Annotated in this window: 11 protein-coding genes; 8 read left to right on the top strand and 3 right to left on the bottom strand. The window is 70.2% G+C overall.

From position 1 onward, the window contains the following. Positions 1-44: 44 nt before the first annotated feature. The 3 genes from ACIOHC_RS21020 to ACIOHC_RS21010 all read right to left on the bottom strand — a co-directional run bounded on the left by ACIOHC_RS21020 (position 45) and on the right by ACIOHC_RS21010 (position 3,309). On the bottom strand, positions 45-1,199 hold the full coding sequence (locus ACIOHC_RS21020) for a glycosyltransferase family 4 protein (protein WP_389637476.1): 1,155 nt from the start codon (positions 1,197-1,199) through the stop codon (positions 45-47). 16 nt (positions 1,200-1,215) lie between these two features. Then, on the bottom strand, positions 1,216-1,950 hold the full coding sequence (locus ACIOHC_RS21015; RefSeq protein WP_365692364.1) for an FkbM family methyltransferase: 735 nt from the start codon (positions 1,948-1,950) through the stop codon (positions 1,216-1,218). Positions 1,951-2,343: 393 nt separating this feature from the next. After that, complete coding sequence (locus tag ACIOHC_RS21010) at positions 2,344-3,309, bottom strand: aldo/keto reductase (protein ID WP_351080743.1); 966 nt, start codon at positions 3,307-3,309, stop codon at positions 2,344-2,346. Positions 3,310-3,811: 502 nt separating this feature from the next. On the opposite strand from ACIOHC_RS21010, the gene ACIOHC_RS21005 reads away from it, so the two are divergent. The 8 genes from ACIOHC_RS21005 (at position 3,812) to ACIOHC_RS20970 (ending at position 18,080) form a co-directional block, all read left to right on the top strand. Beyond that, positions 3,812-5,677: a phage tail sheath C-terminal domain-containing protein gene (locus ACIOHC_RS21005; protein ID WP_365692366.1), complete on the top strand. Its 1,866-nt coding sequence runs from the start codon at positions 3,812-3,814 to the stop codon at positions 5,675-5,677. 18 nt (positions 5,678-5,695) lie between these two features. Beyond that, the gene (locus ACIOHC_RS21000) at positions 5,696-6,220 is read left to right on the top strand and encodes a phage tail protein (protein ID WP_365692368.1); all 525 of its coding nucleotides are present in this window, start codon (positions 5,696-5,698) and stop codon (positions 6,218-6,220) included. Positions 6,221-6,290: 70 nt separating this feature from the next. Next, the gene (locus tag ACIOHC_RS20995) at positions 6,291-7,169 is read left to right on the top strand and encodes a hypothetical protein (RefSeq protein ID WP_351080719.1); all 879 of its coding nucleotides are present in this window, start codon (positions 6,291-6,293) and stop codon (positions 7,167-7,169) included. Next, the gene (locus ACIOHC_RS20990) at positions 7,162-7,914 is read left to right on the top strand and encodes a hypothetical protein (protein ID WP_365692370.1); all 753 of its coding nucleotides are present in this window, start codon (positions 7,162-7,164) and stop codon (positions 7,912-7,914) included. The genes ACIOHC_RS20995 and ACIOHC_RS20990 overlap by 8 nt, the downstream gene beginning before the upstream one ends. Before the next feature lie 102 nt (positions 7,915-8,016). After that, a complete protein-coding gene (locus tag ACIOHC_RS20985) occupies positions 8,017-8,931 on the top strand; it encodes a DUF4255 domain-containing protein (RefSeq protein ID WP_365692372.1) in 915 nt (304 codons plus the stop codon). Positions 8,932-8,965: 34 nt separating this feature from the next. Continuing rightward, positions 8,966-11,095, top strand: a complete 2,130-nt coding sequence (locus ACIOHC_RS20980; RefSeq protein WP_365692374.1) for an ATP-binding protein — start codon at positions 8,966-8,968, stop codon at positions 11,093-11,095. Continuing rightward, positions 11,086-11,400, top strand: a complete 315-nt coding sequence (locus ACIOHC_RS20975; RefSeq protein WP_351080711.1) for a hypothetical protein — start codon at positions 11,086-11,088, stop codon at positions 11,398-11,400. Before ACIOHC_RS20980 ends, ACIOHC_RS20975 begins: the two co-directional genes overlap by 10 nt. Continuing rightward, positions 11,397-18,080, top strand: coding sequence for a DUF4157 domain-containing protein (locus ACIOHC_RS20970; RefSeq protein ID WP_365692375.1), 6,684 nt, complete (start codon positions 11,397-11,399; stop codon positions 18,078-18,080). Before ACIOHC_RS20975 ends, ACIOHC_RS20970 begins: the two co-directional genes overlap by 4 nt. The last annotated feature ends 11 nt before the right edge of the window (positions 18,081-18,091 follow it).

The raw sequence follows: 18,091 nt of genomic DNA, 5'->3' as shown, positions 1-18,091 counted from the left end.
GGTGCACATGACACCATGCCGAGCCGACACAGCGGCCGTCCTTGTCACGATTCCCGCGGTGCGACCGCCAGGACGCTCTCGGGATTCAGCAGCTTCGTCAGATGGCGGGCCGACGCGTCCCAGGACCAGGACTCCCGGGCCCACTCGCGGCCCGCGGCGCCCATCTCGGCCGCCAGCTCCCCGTCGAGCAGTATCCGGGTCAGCGCGCCGGCGACGGCCGCGACGTCGGTGCCGTCCACAACGCGTCCGGTGCGGCCGTCGAGCACCGTGTCCGGGGCCCCGCCCGAATCGCCGACGACCACCGGCACACCGCTCGCCGCCGCCTCCAGGAACACGATGCCCAGCCCCTCCGCCTCCAGACCGCCCTTCCGGGTACGGCACGGCATCGCGAAGACGTCCGCCGCCGCGTAGTAGGCCGGTGTCTCGGTGTGCGACTTCCCGCCCACGAAACGGACCGCACTCCCGTCCAGGCGTCCCGCCATTTTGCGCAGCCGGGCCTCGTCCGGCCCCCGGCCGACCACCACCAGCACCGCGTCGGGCACCTCCCGCCGGATCAGCGGCAGGGCGCGGATCAGCATGTCCTGGCCCTTGCGCGGGACCAGCCGGGCCACGCACAGGATCACGCGCTCGCCGTTCAGGCCGAGTTCGGTCCGCAGGTCGAGTCCGGCATCGGCGTCGGGCCGGTACACCTGCGCGTCCACCCCCGGCACCAGGCGGCTCATCCGGGCACGCGGGCCGAGAGCGGGCTCGATCCGGGCGCGCGTGTACTGACCGAGGTACGTGACGACGTCCACGCCCTCCCCGATACGGCGCATCATCCGCCGCGCACCAGGTGTCCTGGCCCACCAGATCTCATGACCGTGGGTGGTCGCGACCATGCGGCGGATGCCGCTGCGGCGCAGGGCCGGCGCCATCAGGGCCAGCGGCGCGGCGGCCCCGAACCAGACCCGGTCGCACCCATGCGCCTCGGCGATCTCGACGGCCCTGCGGGTGACCCGTCGGGTCGGCAGCAGCATGCCGCTGGAGTCGCGTACGACGGGAAACGGGAGAGCCGCGTCGTATGCGGCATCGCCCGGTTCGCGCGAGGTGTAGACCACCACGTCGTCGTCGGGTATTCGGGTGGCCATGGCGTGGACGAACGTCTCTATGCCCCCCTGACGCGGCGGGAAGTCGTTGGTGATGACAAGGGTGGAACCCATGAATGTGTCGGATCCTTCAGCTGGATGCGGTCGAGCGGGCCGTGAAGAGGTAGTTGCGGCAGTCTTCGGTCACGTCGGTCACGCGCGTCCAACCCCGGTTCCACCAGCGGTACATGTCGTAGCCGAGAGCGCCCAGCCGGCCGACGAGCTCGTCCGGCGTCATGGCGTACTTCTGCAGGTGACGGTCCTCGATCTCCAGCAGGAGGGCCGGCCGGTGGCGCAGCAGTGTGCGTCGGGCGCCCGACAGCACGGCCGCCTCCGCCCCTTCGACATCGGCCTTGATGAAGTCGACCCGGTCCAGCCCCATGCGGTGACACAGCCCGTCCACCGTCCGCACGGGTGTGGTCACCGGGCGGGAGGTGGCGAACTCCGCGTTGGGGCCGGGCCCCGAGGCACCCTCGGTGAGATAGGCGCGCCCGTGGACGGGCAGCAGCCGACGCCTGGGCAGGCTCATCGTGCCTTCGTGCGCCCGCTCGCCGAGGGCCATGCGGTGCACGGTGACGTTGTCGCAGCCCAGGGCGGCTGCCGCGGCTCTCAACCATTGCGCGGGGCCATGCAGCGGTTCGACGCAGTGCACCTTCCCCGCCGGTCCGGCCAGCGCGGAGAGGCTCCAGGTGTAGAGGCCGTACTCGGCCCCGATGTCGAGACAGACGGCTCCGGGCCTCACCACCGGCCGCAGCCCCGCCACCTCCTCTTCCACGAAGTGCCGACGCGAGGCCGCCCAGCGCAGTGTGAGCGCGACCGATGTCACACGCACCCCGGAGTACCGACGGCCGCCGGTACGAAGGCCCGGGGGTTCCGGGCGACGTGCCGGACTGCCACTCATCGAACACCTTTCGGCCTGCGGGATGTACGGGTGCTGCTGCCGAGCGGCACCGCACGCGATCGGCCTACCATCGCATCATCGGATGCGCTGTGATCCCATCCTTCTTCAGGAGCAGATCGACCGGCAAGTCAGACCTGGGACGTACCCCTCAGGGCGAGCCCACAGCAGCTGAAATCGGTCTGAAAGAACGCGAATCACAGCATGGCGGCGTTCTGACGTATGAGGGGGGCGGGCCTTTCGTCCGGATCCGGTCCGATCCGAACGAAAGGCCCCGAGGAGCGGCCCGGCCCACCTGCTCGCCGGTGGCGGTTCCCTGGGTCAGGAGTAGAAGTTGCGCTGCCACCGGTGCTTGGCCAGCACGGCGAGCTGGTCGGCGGTGAGCGGACGGCCGTCGCTCAGGGCCGTGTTGCGCTCGACGTTGCGAACCGTGCGCATGCCGGGGATGACGGTGGAGACCGCCGCCGAACTCAGTACGAACCGCAACGCGTGCTCAGCGAGCTCGTCGAGGGTGATGCCCAGGTCGGCGACGATCGCCGCCACCCTCTGTCCGACCTGTGCCGGGCGGTCGTCGCGGAAGTACCGGTTGCGCCAGTCGCCTTCGGGGAACGTCGTCCCGGCGTCGATCCGCCCGGTCAGACCGCCCTCGTCCAGCGCCACACGCACGATGACACCGACGCCGTGCTCCGCACAGGCCGGCAGCAGTTCCTCGGCGGGCGCCTGGTCGAAGATGTTGTAGATCACCTGCACGCTGTCCACGGCACCGCTGCGGACGAGTGCCAGCGCGGTCTCGGGCCGGTGGTCGTTGACGGAGACGCCGAAGGAACGGATCTTTCCCGACTGCTTCAGTTCGGCGATGGTCTCCAGCCAGTCCCCTCGGCCGACCCAGTCGTCGCTCCAGACATGGAACTGCAACACGTCGAAGTGATCCAGGCCGCTCACGCGCAGGCTGGTCTCCAGACTCTCGCGGATGTGCTCACCCGGGAACGTCGCGGCCGGGTCCAGCCCTGCGGGTGCGGGCCACATTCCGTTCTTCGGCGGCACCTTGGTCGCGACGAGCACCTCTTCACCGACCCGCTCGCGGACGACCCTGCCGACGATTCGTTCGCTCTCCCCGTAGCCGCGGGCGGTGTCGACGAAGTTCACCCCGAGGTCGACGGCGCGGTGCAGAGCGCGTACGGAATCGTCCTCCGTGGCACCCACCCAGCTGGACTCACCGATGCCCCAGGCACCGTATCCGATCTCGGAAACGGACAATCCGCTGAGTCCCAGCTCGCGGTAGCGCACAGTCGTCCTCCACGTCATGACTCCTCGCCCTGGCCGAACGAGGTCTCCGTCAGGAATCACGTCGACGATAGGGGAGTTGGGCCGCGAGGTCAGTCGGGATTTGGCGACGGACACCGGCGTGAGCACGGGTGAGGGGTGGGGTGTGCCGTTCGAAGGACGTCGCGGAAACGGGCGGACGAGAAGTCCGCACCCCGTGAACATCCACTTCACAGGACCTCCCCCCGAGGTGACCTGAACAGACCTTGCCCTCTCAACTCTCCTCGCTTCAGAGTGGATTGAGCACCTATGCATCAGGAGTCACAAGCGGACTGCTTGCCCCGGACGGCCAACCGCCCGGGGGCTGACGGGGGAAACTGATGAAGCGCGTGCGACCGAGGCGCCCGGGGACTGCGGGGCCCGAGCGATCGCGCATGCCGTAGCGGGTGGGACCCGCTGACGAGCCGTCTCCCTCTGCCGTCTCCTGGCGCCTTCACCCGGTGCCTGAGAAGGGATAGGAGGGGGAATGCCGACGAATGCAGTGAGCACTGCCAAGCCGACTTATCCCGGCGTCTACGTCGAAGAGCTTCCCAGCAGTGCCCGCACCATCTCGGCCGTGACCACCTCGGCGACCGCCTTCGTGGGTCACACACGGCGCGGTCCGCTCAATGAGCCGGTGCGCATCACGAGCTTCACCGAGTTCGAGCGCCGCTTCGGCGGGTTGAGCGCACAGAGCGCCGTCGGCTACGCGGTGCACCAGTTCTTCGGCAATGGCGGCACCATCGCCGTGATCGTGCGCGTCGCGAAGGCGGGCACCGGCAAGACCGCCTGTGCGACTCTCGACTCCACCGAGGGGCACAGCGAGTGCGCGGCCCTCAAGGTGCACGCCAAGGAGCCCGGCGTGTGGGGCAACGGCCTGCGCGTCGCCGTCGACTACGACACACCGCAACCGGACGAGACATTCAATCTGCGGGTGTACGACGCCAGGGGCGAGGCCCGCGAATCCTTCACCGGCCTCTCCCTGGATCCGGCCGGGGGCCGTTACGCCCCGACCACTGTCAACACCGCCTCGCGACTGATCCGTGTGGACGTCGTCGGCGAGGGCCGCCCCGACCCGTCGGGCACCGTGTCCAAGCCATTCGGACATGAGCTCCCGAATCTTGCGGTCGACCTGACTGTGAAGATCGGCGAGGTCGAGCGCGCATTCACCCTGTACGACCCCGAGCGCGACGGCGAGGCTCCGTGCACCGTCACCGAGCTGGCGCTGCTCCTCGAACGCAAGCTGCGCGCACTGCCGGACGCTCCCGGCAGGCACGCCTTCGCCGGCGCCGAGGTGACCTCGTTCGGCCGGCGTCTTCAGGTCGTCGCGGGCTCCACCGACCCCGCGGACGTCGTCCGCTTCGTCGGCGAGTGCGCCAACGACCTGGGGCTGGAGGCTTCGGTCAATCCTCCGGTCTTCCCCCTGGGCGGCGGCGAGGACGGTGAGGCGCCCGGCCCGCGCGACCTGATCGGCAGCGAAACGGACAAGACCGGCATCCAGGCGCTGCGCGACGTCGCCGATGTCAACCTGCTGACCCTGCCGGAGCTCGCGGCGTACGAGTCGACCGAGGACATGGTCACGGTCGTCTCGGCGGCGCAGCGCCTGTGCGAGCAGCAGCGCATCTTCCTCCTGGTCGATGCCCCCGGCAGCTGGGGCAGCGTGGACGGGGCACGCGCGGGCCTGTCGGCGTTCGACGCGGTGCGCGGCAACCACGCCGGCCTGTACTTCCCGCATCTGCAGCTCACCGACCCGCTGACCGGGCGGCTCCGCTCCTTCCCGCCGTCGGGCGCGGTGGCGGGCGTGTTCGCCCGTACGGACGCGGAACGCGGGGTGTGGAAGGCCCCGGCCGGTACGGAGGCACGCCTCGCCGGCGTGCACTCGCTGACGGTCCAGCTGACCGATCGTGAGAACGGGCTGCTCAACCCACTGGGCGTGAACTGCCTGCGCACCTTCCCGATGGTGGGCCCGCTGGTGTGGGGGGCGCGCACGCTGGAGGGCTCCGAAGGCATGGAGAGCGAATGGAAGTACGTGCCGGTGCGACGGCTCGCCCTGCACGTGGAGGAGAGCCTGCAACGCGGGCTGCAGTGGGTCGTGTTCGAGCCGAACGACGAGAACCTGTGGCAGCAGATCCGCCTGGGCGCCTCCTCGTATCTGCACACGCTGTTCCGTCAGGGGGCCTTCAAGGGCAGCACGCCGCGCGAGTCGTACTTCGTCAAGTGCGACAAGGACACCACGACGGACGAGGACATCGCGAACGGCGTGGTGAACGTCCTGGTCGGCATCGCACCGGTCAGGCCCGCCGAGTTCGTGATCGTCAAGATCCAGCAGACGTCCGGGCAGTTCGAGCTCTAGGAATACCGAGGAAATTCGATGGCTGAGTTCACGGTCAACGCCCATCGTTTCGATCCGTACAAGAACTTCAAGTTCCTGGTCCTGTGGGACGGTCGTACGGTCGCGGGCATCAGCAAGGTCAGTCCGCTCAAGCGGACCACCGAGGTCGTCAAGCACCGGCACGGAGGCGATCCCAGCTCCCCGCGCAAATCGCCGGGGCGCTCCGAGTTCGAGGGCATCACGCTGGAGCGCGGGGTGACGCACGACCCCGAGTTCGACCGCTGGGCGGACAAGGTCTGGCAGGTCGGCGCGGGACTCGGCTCCGAGGTGTCGCTCGCGGACTTCCGCAAGGACATCGTCATCCAGGTGCTGAACGAGGCCGGCCAGGTGGCCGTCTCGCACAAGCTCTACCGGACCTGGCCGAGCGAGTACCAGGTACTGGGCGAGCTCGACGCGAACGCGAACGCGGTGGCGATCCAGAGCCTGAAGCTCGAATGCGAGGGCTGGGAGCGGGACTACGAGGTGCCGGAGCCCGAGGAGCCGTCCTTCCTCAACCCGGCCTGATTGCAAGCACGTCGAGATCCCGACCCACGCGGGGAGCGAGTCGCGCGGACGGGAGCGAACGGGGGCACACATGGCGATCGCTCGGACCACTGAGCTCCTTACCACCTGGGAGGCCGGTCTCCACCGGTCCTTCGACGGCCGTGCCCTGCTGCTGCACCAGGCGGCGCGCCCGGACACCGTCGGCGACGGCGAGGCACTGCTGTCGTTGCCGGTGGGCGCGCGCGAGGCCGATCTGTTCGCACTGCGTCGGGACCTGTTCGGCGAGAGGATGCAGGTACGTCTGGAGTGCGGGGCATGCGGGACGGACATGGAATTCGACCTGGATGCGGAAGAGTTCGCCCGGTCGCTGCCGGCGCCCGACGCGTCGCCCCTGCGGATCGTCGAGGACGGCTGGGCGGTCGAGTTCCGGGTGCCGACCACCGCCGACGTCGCGGTCGCGGCCCGGCACGCCGACTCCCGGGGTGCCCTGCTCGACCGTTGCGTCGTCTCGGTCGTACGCGACGGGGAGGACGTGCGCGCCGGGGCGGACGCGGATGCCGGAACAGGCGCGCGTGCCGGGAGGGGCGTGGATGCCGGGGAAAGGATTCGGGCCGGGGAGGGCGTACCCGCAGGTCGGGGCGTGCCGGTCGGCTCGGACAACGCCGTCCGGGGAACGTCCTTGACCGATCTGCTGCCGACGTCCGTACAGCGGCGGATCGCCGATGCCATGGAGGCCGCCGATCCAGCGGCCGACGTGACGATCGGTGTCACCTGCCCCGACTGCGGCGCGGCAACCCGTGCCGAACTGGACATCGCCTCCTACCTGTGGACCGAACTGGACGCCTGGGCGAAGGAGTTGTTGCTCGACGTCCATCTGCTCGCCACCGCGTACGGGTGGAGCGAGCCCGAGATCCTGGCGCTCAGCCCGCTGCGGCGCCGCTACTACCTGGAGCTGTGTGCGGATGTCTGACTCCTCCGGGCGCGCACCCGAGAACGCCGCTGCCCCCGACCACCTCGACCGGCTGCTCGCCCGCCATGCGCCGGGCATCGCACCGCGCCCCGGCGTGGTGCGCGTACGGCCCCGTCTGGCCGAACCCTTCGAACGGGTCGAGGCGGTCCGCTCCGGGGCGCCGGAGATCCGGGAGGCCCTGTGGCCGACCGCGCCCCATGGACCGGCCGACCGGGACGAGCCCCCGCAGTCACCCGCTTCCCGCGGCATCCACTCCCGCACGGAACGGGAGCCGACCGTCGTACGCACCGCACCCGTGACACCGCCCGCGACCCCCGTTTCCCATGCGACGGAGCGGGAGGCCCCGACGGCGCCGCTGCTGCGGCCCGCCGTCACACCGACGCCCAGGACCGGGTCCGCACCCGAGGCGGGGCGCCGGGCAGAACGCGCCCGCGCCGACGTACCCGGGTCCCGCAGGGCGGCACTCTTGCCCGTTCCTCCGCATACGAACACCGCTTCCGCGACCGGATCCGCACCCCTGCGGCCCAGTGCGACGGACACGGCGGCGGCCCGGGATGCCGTGCGGCAGGCGACGGGCAGAAGGTCGGGGCGCGGCACCGAGCAGGTGGTGCACGTGCAGATCGGCCGGCTCGAGGTGACGGCGGCGCCTTCGCGTCCGGGCGAGGACCGGGGCCGGACGCCCACGCAGCGGCGGGCCGCGGCGACCGTGAGCCTGGAGGAGTACCTGGTGCGGGGGCGCGAATGAACGGCGCGAGGACCGCCGGGCGATGTGCCACGGAGCCGGCCGTCTCCGAGCCGGGGGCCGAGGAATCAGGAACCACGGATCAGGGACTGAGGAACTGACGCCATGAGCAACGCACTCGCCATCGCCCACGTCACCCAGGCCCTCGCCCTGCTGATCGAGGCCAACCTGCAGCCCGAGATCGACATGGCCGTCAAGGTCGAGACGCGCAAGCCGCCCGCCGATCCGCCGGCCGAGCCCACCATCACGGTCTTCCTGTACCAGACCACACCCAACACCTCACAGCGCAACAACGATCTGGCCACCCGTGCGCCGGACGGCAAGCTGCTCAAACGCCCTGCCGCGGCCCTCGATCTCAACTTCGTGATCAGTGCGTACGGCGAGGAGACGGAACTGGTCGGGCAGCGGCTCATCGGCAGCGTGGTGCGAACCCTCCACGAGATTCCGGTGCTTCCTCGCGACATCGTCGAACAGGCCGGGGAGCGGCCCTACTTGGTGGGGAGCGACCTGGCCGACGCCGAGCAGCGCGTCCGCTTCGTGCCGACGGTCATGGACATCGACGAGACGTCGAAGCTGTGGGGAATGCTCAACCAGACGCCGTACACGCTGTCAGTGACCTATCAGGCGGCGCTGGTCCTCATCGAGGGCCGTGGGACGCCGCTGCCGGCCAGGCCGGTCGAGCGATCCACGGTTCAGGTGCTTCCCTTCGGCGCTCCCGGTGCGCCGGTACCTCCTGGTCCGGCCGCCGACGCCGGTCCGTCCGGGGACGACGCCGACCGGACACCCGAGAAGGCCGGCGCGGAACCCGGGACGGAGCCCGGCACCGAGGCCCGGAACGAGGCAGCCACGAAGTCCGGCCCCAGGACGAAGGCCGTCACGAAGGCCGTGGCCAAGAAGTCCACGAAGGCTGCCGCCAAGTCACCCGCCCGCGGCCGCAGATCGACCGCCGGAACCACCCGGCGCACCGCCCCCGACCCACCCGCCACCAAGCGGGGCGGCGCCGAGGGTGAAGGGCGCTGAGACCCGGTGCGAGCGAGTGGGAGCAGGTGAGGACATGAGTACGCATAGGACGGACGCGGCGCCGGGCAACGGGGTGACCCTGCTCACGGAGGTTCAGCGCGTCCTCACCCTGATCGATGAGCACGCGGCCCGCGCGACACGGGCCGCCGCACCGGGAGGCGCGTCGCACGCCGGTGCCGACGCCAAAGCCGGAGCGGGCTCCGGGGTCGCCGCCGGAACGGGGGCCGGGGCGGGAACAGGGACGGGGGCGGAACCCGACGGCTCCCCCACCGATCTCCCCGCCGATGTCCGCCCCGGCCGGCGTCGGCCGCGCGACACCGATCCCGCCCCCTTCCCTGCACGTCCGGTGGCCACGGGTCCAGCGCTTGCGCCCCTCTACGCCCTCACCTCCTGCTTCGGCCTCACTCCCTTCGAGCGGGACCTCGTACTGCTCACCGCCGCCTACGAGTTGGACCCCACCACGGCCACACGCTGCGCCGCGGCCTGCGGGAACCCCGAGCGGGCCTACCCCACCTTCTCGCTGGCGCTCGCCGCACTCGGCGGGGCGCACTGGAGCGCTCTGACCCCGGTCGCACCGCTGCGCAGATGGCGGGTGATCGGCCTTGAGGACGAGACGCGGCTCACCCGGTCCCGGCTGCGGCTCGACGAGCGGATCCTGCACTTCCTGCTCGGTTCGCCGTACCTGGACACCCGGCTGCACGGCCAACTGCGGCGCACGCCCGTCCCGGACGGGCTGCCGCCCTCGTACGACGTCGCCGTGGACGGCGTCACCGCGGGCTGGACGACAACGGCGCGGCCCGGGGCCCCGCTGCTCGTCGAGGTCGTCGGAGGGGACCTGTGCAGCCGGGCCGACATCGCCGCTGCGGCGGCCGCGCGGGCCGGGCTCGGCCTGTACGCGATGGGCGCCGAGGACATTCCCACCGATCCCGCTCAGCGCGACCTCCTCGCCCGGCTGTGGCAACGCGAGGCGATCCTGCTGCCTGCCGCGTTGCTGGTCGAAGTGGGTGAACTCGACCGCGACCAGCACGTGGCGACGGAGGCGTTCCTGGCCGGTGCCGCCGTCCCCGTCGTCGTGTCCAGTCCCGATCCCCGGCCGACCGAGCGGACCCGCGGGCGCCGGGTGAACGTGCCGCGCCTGGGCGACGAGGAACAGCTCGGGCTCTGGACGGACGCGTTCGACGACGTGCCCGACATCAACGAGGGCGAACTCCGGGCACTGGTCGCTCAGTTCCAGCTTCCCCCACACGTCATTCGCGCCACGGCCGAAGCCGTGCGCCGTGATCTGCCGCGTGAGGACGAGCTGGACGCCGCCTCGCTCGCCTGGCGGGCCGGGCTCGACGAGGCCCGTGTCGGCATGGACGGTCTCGGCCGGCGGATCGAACCGGAGGCGGGCTGGCCCGACCTGGTGCTGCACGAACGGCAGACCAGCACCTTGCGCGAGATCGTGGCGCATGTGCGCCGACGCGCGACCGTCCACCAGGAGTGGGGCTTCGCCGCCACGCTGCGCCGCGGACTCGGCGTCACGGCCCTGTTCGCGGGCGGGTCCGGCACGGGGAAGACTCTGGCCGCCGAGGTCATGGCGAAGGAACTGGGGCTCGACCTGTTCGTCATCGATCTCTCGCAGGTCGTCAGCAAGTACATCGGGGAGACCGAGAAGAACCTGCGCAAGGTCTTCGACGCGGCCGAACGCGGTGGCGCCCTGCTGCTGTTCGACGAGGCGGACGCCCTCTTCGGCAAGCGCAGTGAGGTCAAGGACAGCCACGACCGGTACGCCAACCTCGAAGTCAGCTACCTGCTGATGCGCATGGAGGCCTACCGGGGCCTGGCCATCCTCACCACCAACATGAAGAAGGCCCTGGACACGGCATTCATGCGGCGTATCCGCTTCGTCGTCGACTTCCCCTTCCCCGCGGAGCGCGAGCGCGCCGAGATCTGGCGCCGGGTGCTGCCGCCGCAGGCGCCGACGAAGGGCATCGACCCCGAGCTGCTCGCACAGCTCACCGTCGCGGGCGGTTCGATCCGCAACATCGCGCTTTCGGGAGCGTTCCTCGCTGCCGAGGAGGGCGACCGGCTGCAGATGCGTCACATGCTCGCCGCGGCCCGCACCGAGTACATGAAGCTGGAACGCTCTCTGACCCCCTCGGAGGTCCGCGGATGGGTGTGACAGGCGAGCGGGGCGCGCAGGCGCCGGATCAGCGGCTGCCCCGCGCGATCCGGGTGGACATCGGCGAGCTGGTGCTCGACGGCTTCGACGTTGATCCGGAACGCGTGTCCGCCGCCTTCGAGCGGGAGTTGACCCGTCTCGTACGTGAACGGGGAGTGCCGGTCGCCGCGGACGGCGGCCGGAGCCTGGACACGCTCTCCGGCCTGCCACCGCTGCCCGCGGGTCTCTCCGCGCGCCGGCTGGGCCAGGAACTCGCGCACGCGGTTCACGCGGGTCTCTCGGGCCCTGGGGAGGTGGCGCGTTGAGCACCTCTCGGAACCAGGACTCCCAGACCGACCAGGCCGCTGAGCAGCGCCGCCGCAAGCGCAGGGAGCGGGTCGGCAAGTCCCGTGCACCCGAGCCGAAGGACATGGTCAGCGGCGCCGGGCAGCCACTCGACATCGGTGTGCGCAGGGAGCTCGAGGAACAACTCGGCCACGACTTCAGTCGCGTACGCCTGCACACCGACCGGGACTCCGGCGCGCTCACCGAACTGCTGGGCGCGGACGCCGTGGCGGTCGGCCAGGACATCTTCTTCGGTGAGGGTGCCTACCTCCCGGGCACCGCCGAGGGGCAGCGGCTGCTCGCCCACGAACTCCTGCACACCGTGCAGAACCCGCACGGCCTCGGCGCGCTGCGGGCCGGACGCGACCTGGGCGCGGTGAGCCTGCCGCAGCAGGCGATCGAGCGTGAGGCCGAGTCGGCGGCGCAGGACCTCGTACGCACTTCGGCGGACGAGACCACGGGGGTGGCCGCGGAGGTGAACGAAGGCCAGGCCACCCCTGGTTGGCTCCGGTACGCCACCCTGGACGCCGACCGCAATCGCATGGAGCGGATCGACCCTGCGACCCTCGTGGACCGGCTGACGAACTCGGTCGTACGCTCGCTGCGCGGCGATCCGGAGGACCTGTCGAAACGCACCCGTAAGCAACTCGCCCGTCTGCCTGATGAGTTGCTCGACGGTGTACTGGAGCACCTGGAGGACAGGCTCCTCGGCTCGGAGCACGACCGGATCCTCGATCTCGTCGACGAGATCGAGGGCACCGACGATCCCGGCACCGGCGACGGGCCGGAACTGAACTCCCACGACGCCCCGGCCGATGAGCCCGACGCCGCCCAGGAGTTGGAGTCGGAACGGGAGAACGAACGACGTTCGGCCGAGGAACGTCTGGAGGCTTCGCAGCGACCCGGTGCGGCGCCCGGTCCGGAGAAGGACGACGTCCTCGCAGAGGGCGCGCCCGGCAGCACACCGCAGAACGGCGGCGCCGCACGGCGCGGCGACGGCGAAACGGCCGGGAACGGGAGCACTCCGCAGGGCGATCGACCGGACCGGAAGCCGGGCGCCGCAGCGGCCGACGGGATGGGCGGCGGTCCGATCGCCGGGGAGCAGCAGTCGGCGCCATCGGCCTCCGCGCCTCGACAGGAGGCTTCCACGTCCTCGGAGGGGAGCTCCGGGAACGGGAGCACCACGTCGGGCACCCAGCAGGGCGCCGGGAGCAAGGGCGCAGGCTCCGAGTCGGGCACGCAGGGCGGGGAAGGGACGGAACAGCACGGCGCCCCGGCGGCGAACAAGGAGGAGTCCGCAGCCAGGAACCGCCCCGGAGCCGTCGATTCACTGGTGGCGGGCCGGCGGTTGAAGCCGGAGGACAAGCGGGGCTCGCAGCAGCCGGAGGGTTCGGGCACGCCGTCCGGCAAGGACACCCAGTTGCCCAGTGCGTCCAGCACGCTCGACGGCGTCCGTGATCAGGGCCTCGACGGTCCGCAGGAGAGGACAGAGGAAGCCCCCTTCGGCACCGGCAGCGAGTCCGAGGTCGACATCGGCGGCGGTGAGCAGAGTGCCTGGGACGTCAAGCTCCAGGCAGAGGACTTCCTCCCGGCGCAGGACCTCGATGTGTCCGGCGTGCCGAGCGCGGACCGCCTCGGCCCCTCGTCGGACGCTCCGCCCGCTGCTCCGTCGTTCCCCGCTCCCCCGGTGACCAAGGCCGACCAGGTGCAGGCCGAGCGGGACGCGGAGGACGCCGAGGACGGGGCGGCCGACACCGGGCCCCAGGAGGAGGGCGTCGACGCCGCTTCCGGTCCGGAACCGGTGGCCGAGGCGGACGATGGCGCGCCGGGTGACGAGCAGGCGGGCGGCCGCGCCCTCGAACAGGCCTCCGACGCGCCGACGACGGCGGGCACGGCATCGAGGGACCCGGAGAGCGGCGACGACCCGAAGGCCGGTCCCGTCGCCGCGCAGATGACCGTGCAGGAGGCACCCGCGAGCTCCGCCACGGCCGGCGGTGACGCCAAGAAGGGCGCCGCCGAGGAGGAGAAGGGCACTCCTGCGGCCGGCGACAGGTCGGGGGGCGCGCAGGAGAAGGGATCTCCGCAGGCGGTGGCCGGTCGGTCGGCGGCGTCCGGAACCGCGGCCGGGGCGGAGCAGTCGAAGTCGGGCGCCGCCCCGACGGCCTCGGACACCAGCCGCGCGGGGGTGGACACACAGCCCGCCTCGCCCGCACGGGACACCTCTGTGTCCGGTGGGTCCGACGCCGATACGCCGGGCCGGGCTACCAATGGCGCGTCGAACGGGGAGCGAGGAGGGACGTCGGACAGCGGTGCGGCACAGGATTCCGGCGACCGGACCCCGGCCGCGCGGCAGTCCACGCCCGCCTGGTCGCCCCCGAGGTCTCCCGGAACCTCTGCCGCGCCGACGCAGAAGGGTGCGAAGGCGTCGAAGGCCGCCCCGGCGCCCACGGCATCGCCCGCTGCGAAGGGTCCTGGTGGTGGAGGCTCGGGAGGTGGCACAGGCACCGTCCCCGCGCCCGCCAAGGGCAGGAAGGACTCGGGGTCGCCCCCCAATCTGTCGACGGTGTCACCGGAGGCGGGTCTTGCCACGGCCTCACAGCTCAAGCCCCACAAGGCGCTTCAGGCCATGTCCGGTGTGGGCGGCGCGGTGGACCGCACGATGGGCGACGAGCACGAGGCGCTGGCTGCCGCGCCGCCCTCGATGACGCGGCCGACGGGCGCGCCGCAGACGCTCCGGGGCAAGCCGAAGGCCGACGCCCCGGCCCAGTACTCGCAGGATCCCGCCCAGAAGTCCGACGCACCCGAGCAGGAGAAGGCGGAGGTCGAGGGCGCCAAGGAGCCCGAGGGCCAGATCGAGGCCGAGAAGGCGGAGGAGCCGGGCGGCTGGGACACCTTCAAGATGGCCCTGGGCTTCGGCCTGGGCAAAGTGGCGAGCTGGCTCGGCTTCAAGGTGGACGCGCAGGAGCTGGCAGCCAAGTTCGCCGGACTGCCGACGAAGGACGAGGCGCTCAAGAAGGCCCGGGCGGGCAACGCACCGGGCGTGCAGATGCAGGGCGCCGCCGAACAGACCGCGGGTGAGCAGGGTTCGGCCGTCGACACCAAGGGCCAGGAGGCCGTGGCGACGGGGCGCGACGACGCCGGGCGCCCGATGGGCGAGAACCAGGTCTACCCCGATGTCCCGAAGGAGCGGATGCGGGCCGAGGTGCCGGGGGCTCAGGGCGGCGCGGGCGGTGCGCCCGAGGCCGGAGCGGGGACCGGAGCCGTACCGCCGGAGGCCGCTTCCGAGGTGGCGGAGCATGAGCGCGGGCCACAGTTCCAGGCCGCGTTCGGCGCGGGCCGCAAAGCCATGTCCGACGGCCGGCAGACCAAGGACAGGGACTTCCGGGACTCCCAGCAGAAGCACAAGCAGAAGGTCGACGCGGAGGTCGGGACAAACACCAGGAGCCAGGCGGCCGAGCGCGACAAGGCCATGGCCGAGGTCACCTCACAACGCGCCGACTGGCGTACGGAGCAGGACGGGGAGCTGAAGAAGCTCGGCACCAAGAAGACCGAGCGGCACGAGAAGGTCCGCGAGGACGTCAAGGACAAGGAGGAGAAGACCGACAAGGACGTCACGAAGGAGAAGGAGGACGGCGACAAGAAGATCCAGGACGAGAACACCAAGGCGGAGAAGGACGCCGAGGAGCAGCGCGACACCAGCGTCAAGGACTCCGGAAACTGGGTCAGCAAGGCCTTCGACTGGATCAAGCAGAAGGTCGTCGAGATCAAGAACGCGATCGTCCGCGTCATCAGGGCGGCGCGGGAAGCGGTCGTCGGGTTCATCAAGCACTTCAAGGAGACGGTCGAGCGCTGGATCAACGAGGCGCGGAAGTTCATCGTCGACACGATCAAGAACCTGATCAACGACCTGATCGAGCTGGCGAAGAACATGGTGCGGGCCGTCGTCGAACTGGCCAATCGCATCCGCAACTTGATCACTACGTTGATCGCCGCCGCGATCGCGCTCGTGAACCGGCTCGCCGCCGCGCTGAAGCAGATCGTCACCGACCTGCTGAACGCCATCGGCAAACTCCTGAGCGACATCCTGAACATCCTCAAGAAGATGCTCCAGGCCGCGGTCAAGGCGGTCGTGGACGCCGTGAAGGCGGTCCTGGACTTCGCCTCGAAGCTGCTCAGCGCGCTCGGCGACTGGATGCTGATCGCGGTCGACTTCCTCTCCGACCCGGGCGGTTGGCTGAGCGGCGCCAAGAACTCCGCGGTGGACGGCGCGAAGAACCATCTCTTCCGGGAAGTCTCGTCGGCCGTCAAGCAGTGGTTCAAGGACAAGATCCAGGAGATCATCGGCGTCCCGAAGGCGATCCTGGACAAGCTGGTCAGCGGCGGCTTCACGCTGGAGAAGATCGTCAAGGAGGCGTGGGACGCGGTCGTCCCCCAACTCCCCCTGATCATCGGCGAACTGGTCATGACCAAGGTCGTGGCGAAGCTCATCCCCGGTGCGGGCTGGGTGATGGCGGTGATCGACGCGATCCGGACGGCGTGGGGTGCCCTGAGTGCCATCCTGCGCGCGCTGTCCATGGTCCTGGACTGGCTGAAGCTCGTCCGCAGCGGCGGCGCGGGCCTCCTTTTCGCGAAGGCGGTCGCTTCGGGCGTGGTCGCGCTCCTGGAGGTCCTCTACCAGGCACTGATGACCGGCATCGGCAAGTACGTCTCCAAGGTCGGCAAGCGCCTGAAGGGTGTCGCCGCGAAGCTCGGCAAGGGCAAGGGCGGCGGCAAGGGTCCGGGAGGCGCGGGTTCGGACGACAAGGGCGGCAAGGGCGGCAAGGGCGGGGACAGGAAGACCGACGAGGACCAACCCGCGAACGCCCCGAAGAGCGCGACGCCCTCCTCCCCGGGCAAGGGCACGGACCCCAAGAGGCCCGCGGGCGCCGACAGGACCACCGACGCTCCCGGCAAGCCGAAGGACAAGACCGACGACAAGTCGGACACCCGCCCGACCCCGTCCGCGAAGCCCCAACCGAAGCCGGAGCCGCGCCCGAGGCCGAAGCAGGACCCGGAGCCCTCCGGGCCCCGCCCGAAGAACGACGCCCCGGCCCGCCCCAAGGACGACAAGGACACCCCCGCCAAGCCGAAGGACGGCGAGCACGGCCCCGCCCAGCCGAAGGACGACAAGCCCAAGGGCGGCAAGGACGGCACAACCCGGTCCAAGGACGACGGCAAGGACACTCCGGCCCGGTCCAAGGACCACGGCCCGAACAAGCCGAAGCCCAAGGAGAAGCCGGACAAGGATGGCCCGGTCAAGCCCAGGGCGAAGAGGAAACCTGATCGCCGAGGCGCCGGCAGGACCGGCCCCACGCACGACAAGAGCGGCCCGGGCAGGCCCAAGTCCAAGCCGGACAAGGACAGACGGAAGAAGGACGAGGACTCGAAGGAGTCCAAGGATGCGCGTCTCCAGAAGATCATTGCCCGTCTGCGACCGAAGGTGCGGAGCCTGCTCGAAAAGAAGCGCAGCCGCCCCGTGGTGGGCCTGGTCCTGGCCGCGCTTCGTGCCTGGTACCGCCTGACCGGTCTGACGGCGCAGGGCCGGGGCAGGGGCGCCGTCGAGGCGGTCCTGAACCCCTCCGGCGAGGTCGAAAGCACAAGTGACGTCAAGATCGCCCTCGACAACAAGCTCAACGAGAAGCCCGGACGGAGGAAGCGCCTGGACGAGGCGCTGAACTTCACTCTCGACGAGTGGATGCTCTTCCGAGGAAATTCCAGCATCCCGGCTTTCATGGCCGACATGGAAGCACAGCTCAACAAGCTCGATGCCGCCTACTCGGACACTTACCGAGAGGAGATGCTGATCATCCGGGAGGCGGAAAGACGAGTGAAACAGGAATACGCAAGGCGCGAATCTCTCGGCCAGTACGGTTTACTGGGTCCGGATCATTGGCAGGGATGGCCGGGAGGAAAGTACGAACGCCCGGAGGACACCCAGGCTGCTCTGGCAATCACCGGCTCACAAGTACAGAAACAGAAGTCGACGCCCCCGGCGGACCGCACACAGTCGACCGAGGTCGATCTCCCGTACGACGAGAGCAAGATGCCCGACTACGTGGCACTTTCCCGGAAAGCGGCCGACATGGCCAGCGCTTCACAGCGGGGCGAGCTGTCCAGAAGGAGCACCACACGCGAGGAAACGGATCAGGAAAGAGGGGAGAGGGAAGAGCGGAGCAGAAAGAGCGGGAAGGCCATCAAGAACCCGGGGAAGAACCGGAGCAAGTCCTTGAAGGCATCCTTGGAGTCCGGAGAGAAGCCGAACGTGAGATCCGTCGCCGAGTACGCCCAACGCCCCTCCATCGCGGAAGCGGTACGCATCTCGAACATCACGAGCGGCTACAAGAACAGCGTCCGAGCGGCTCTCTACAACCAACTGAAACAGATGGGTTCACCTCGGGGAAGCGATCTGCACACGCGCGTCATGAAACGGTTCGAGTCCATGGATCCCGATCACGTCATCGAGATCCAGACAGGTGGCGGGGACTGGTGGCAGAACCTGCGGATGATGGACGGCCCCACAAACAGGAACATGGGCAGCGAACTACACTTCGAACTCGACCGAAAGAACGTCGGCGAGGGAACACTCATCGTCGTCAACATCACGGGGCTCATCAAACCGTAGAGACATACCAA

The sequence above is a fragment of the Streptomyces sp. NPDC088252 genome (assembly GCF_044740965.1).
Taxonomy (GTDB): domain Bacteria; phylum Actinomycetota; class Actinomycetes; order Streptomycetales; family Streptomycetaceae; genus Streptomyces.
This window is presented reverse-complemented; position numbering and strand designations above follow the sequence as displayed.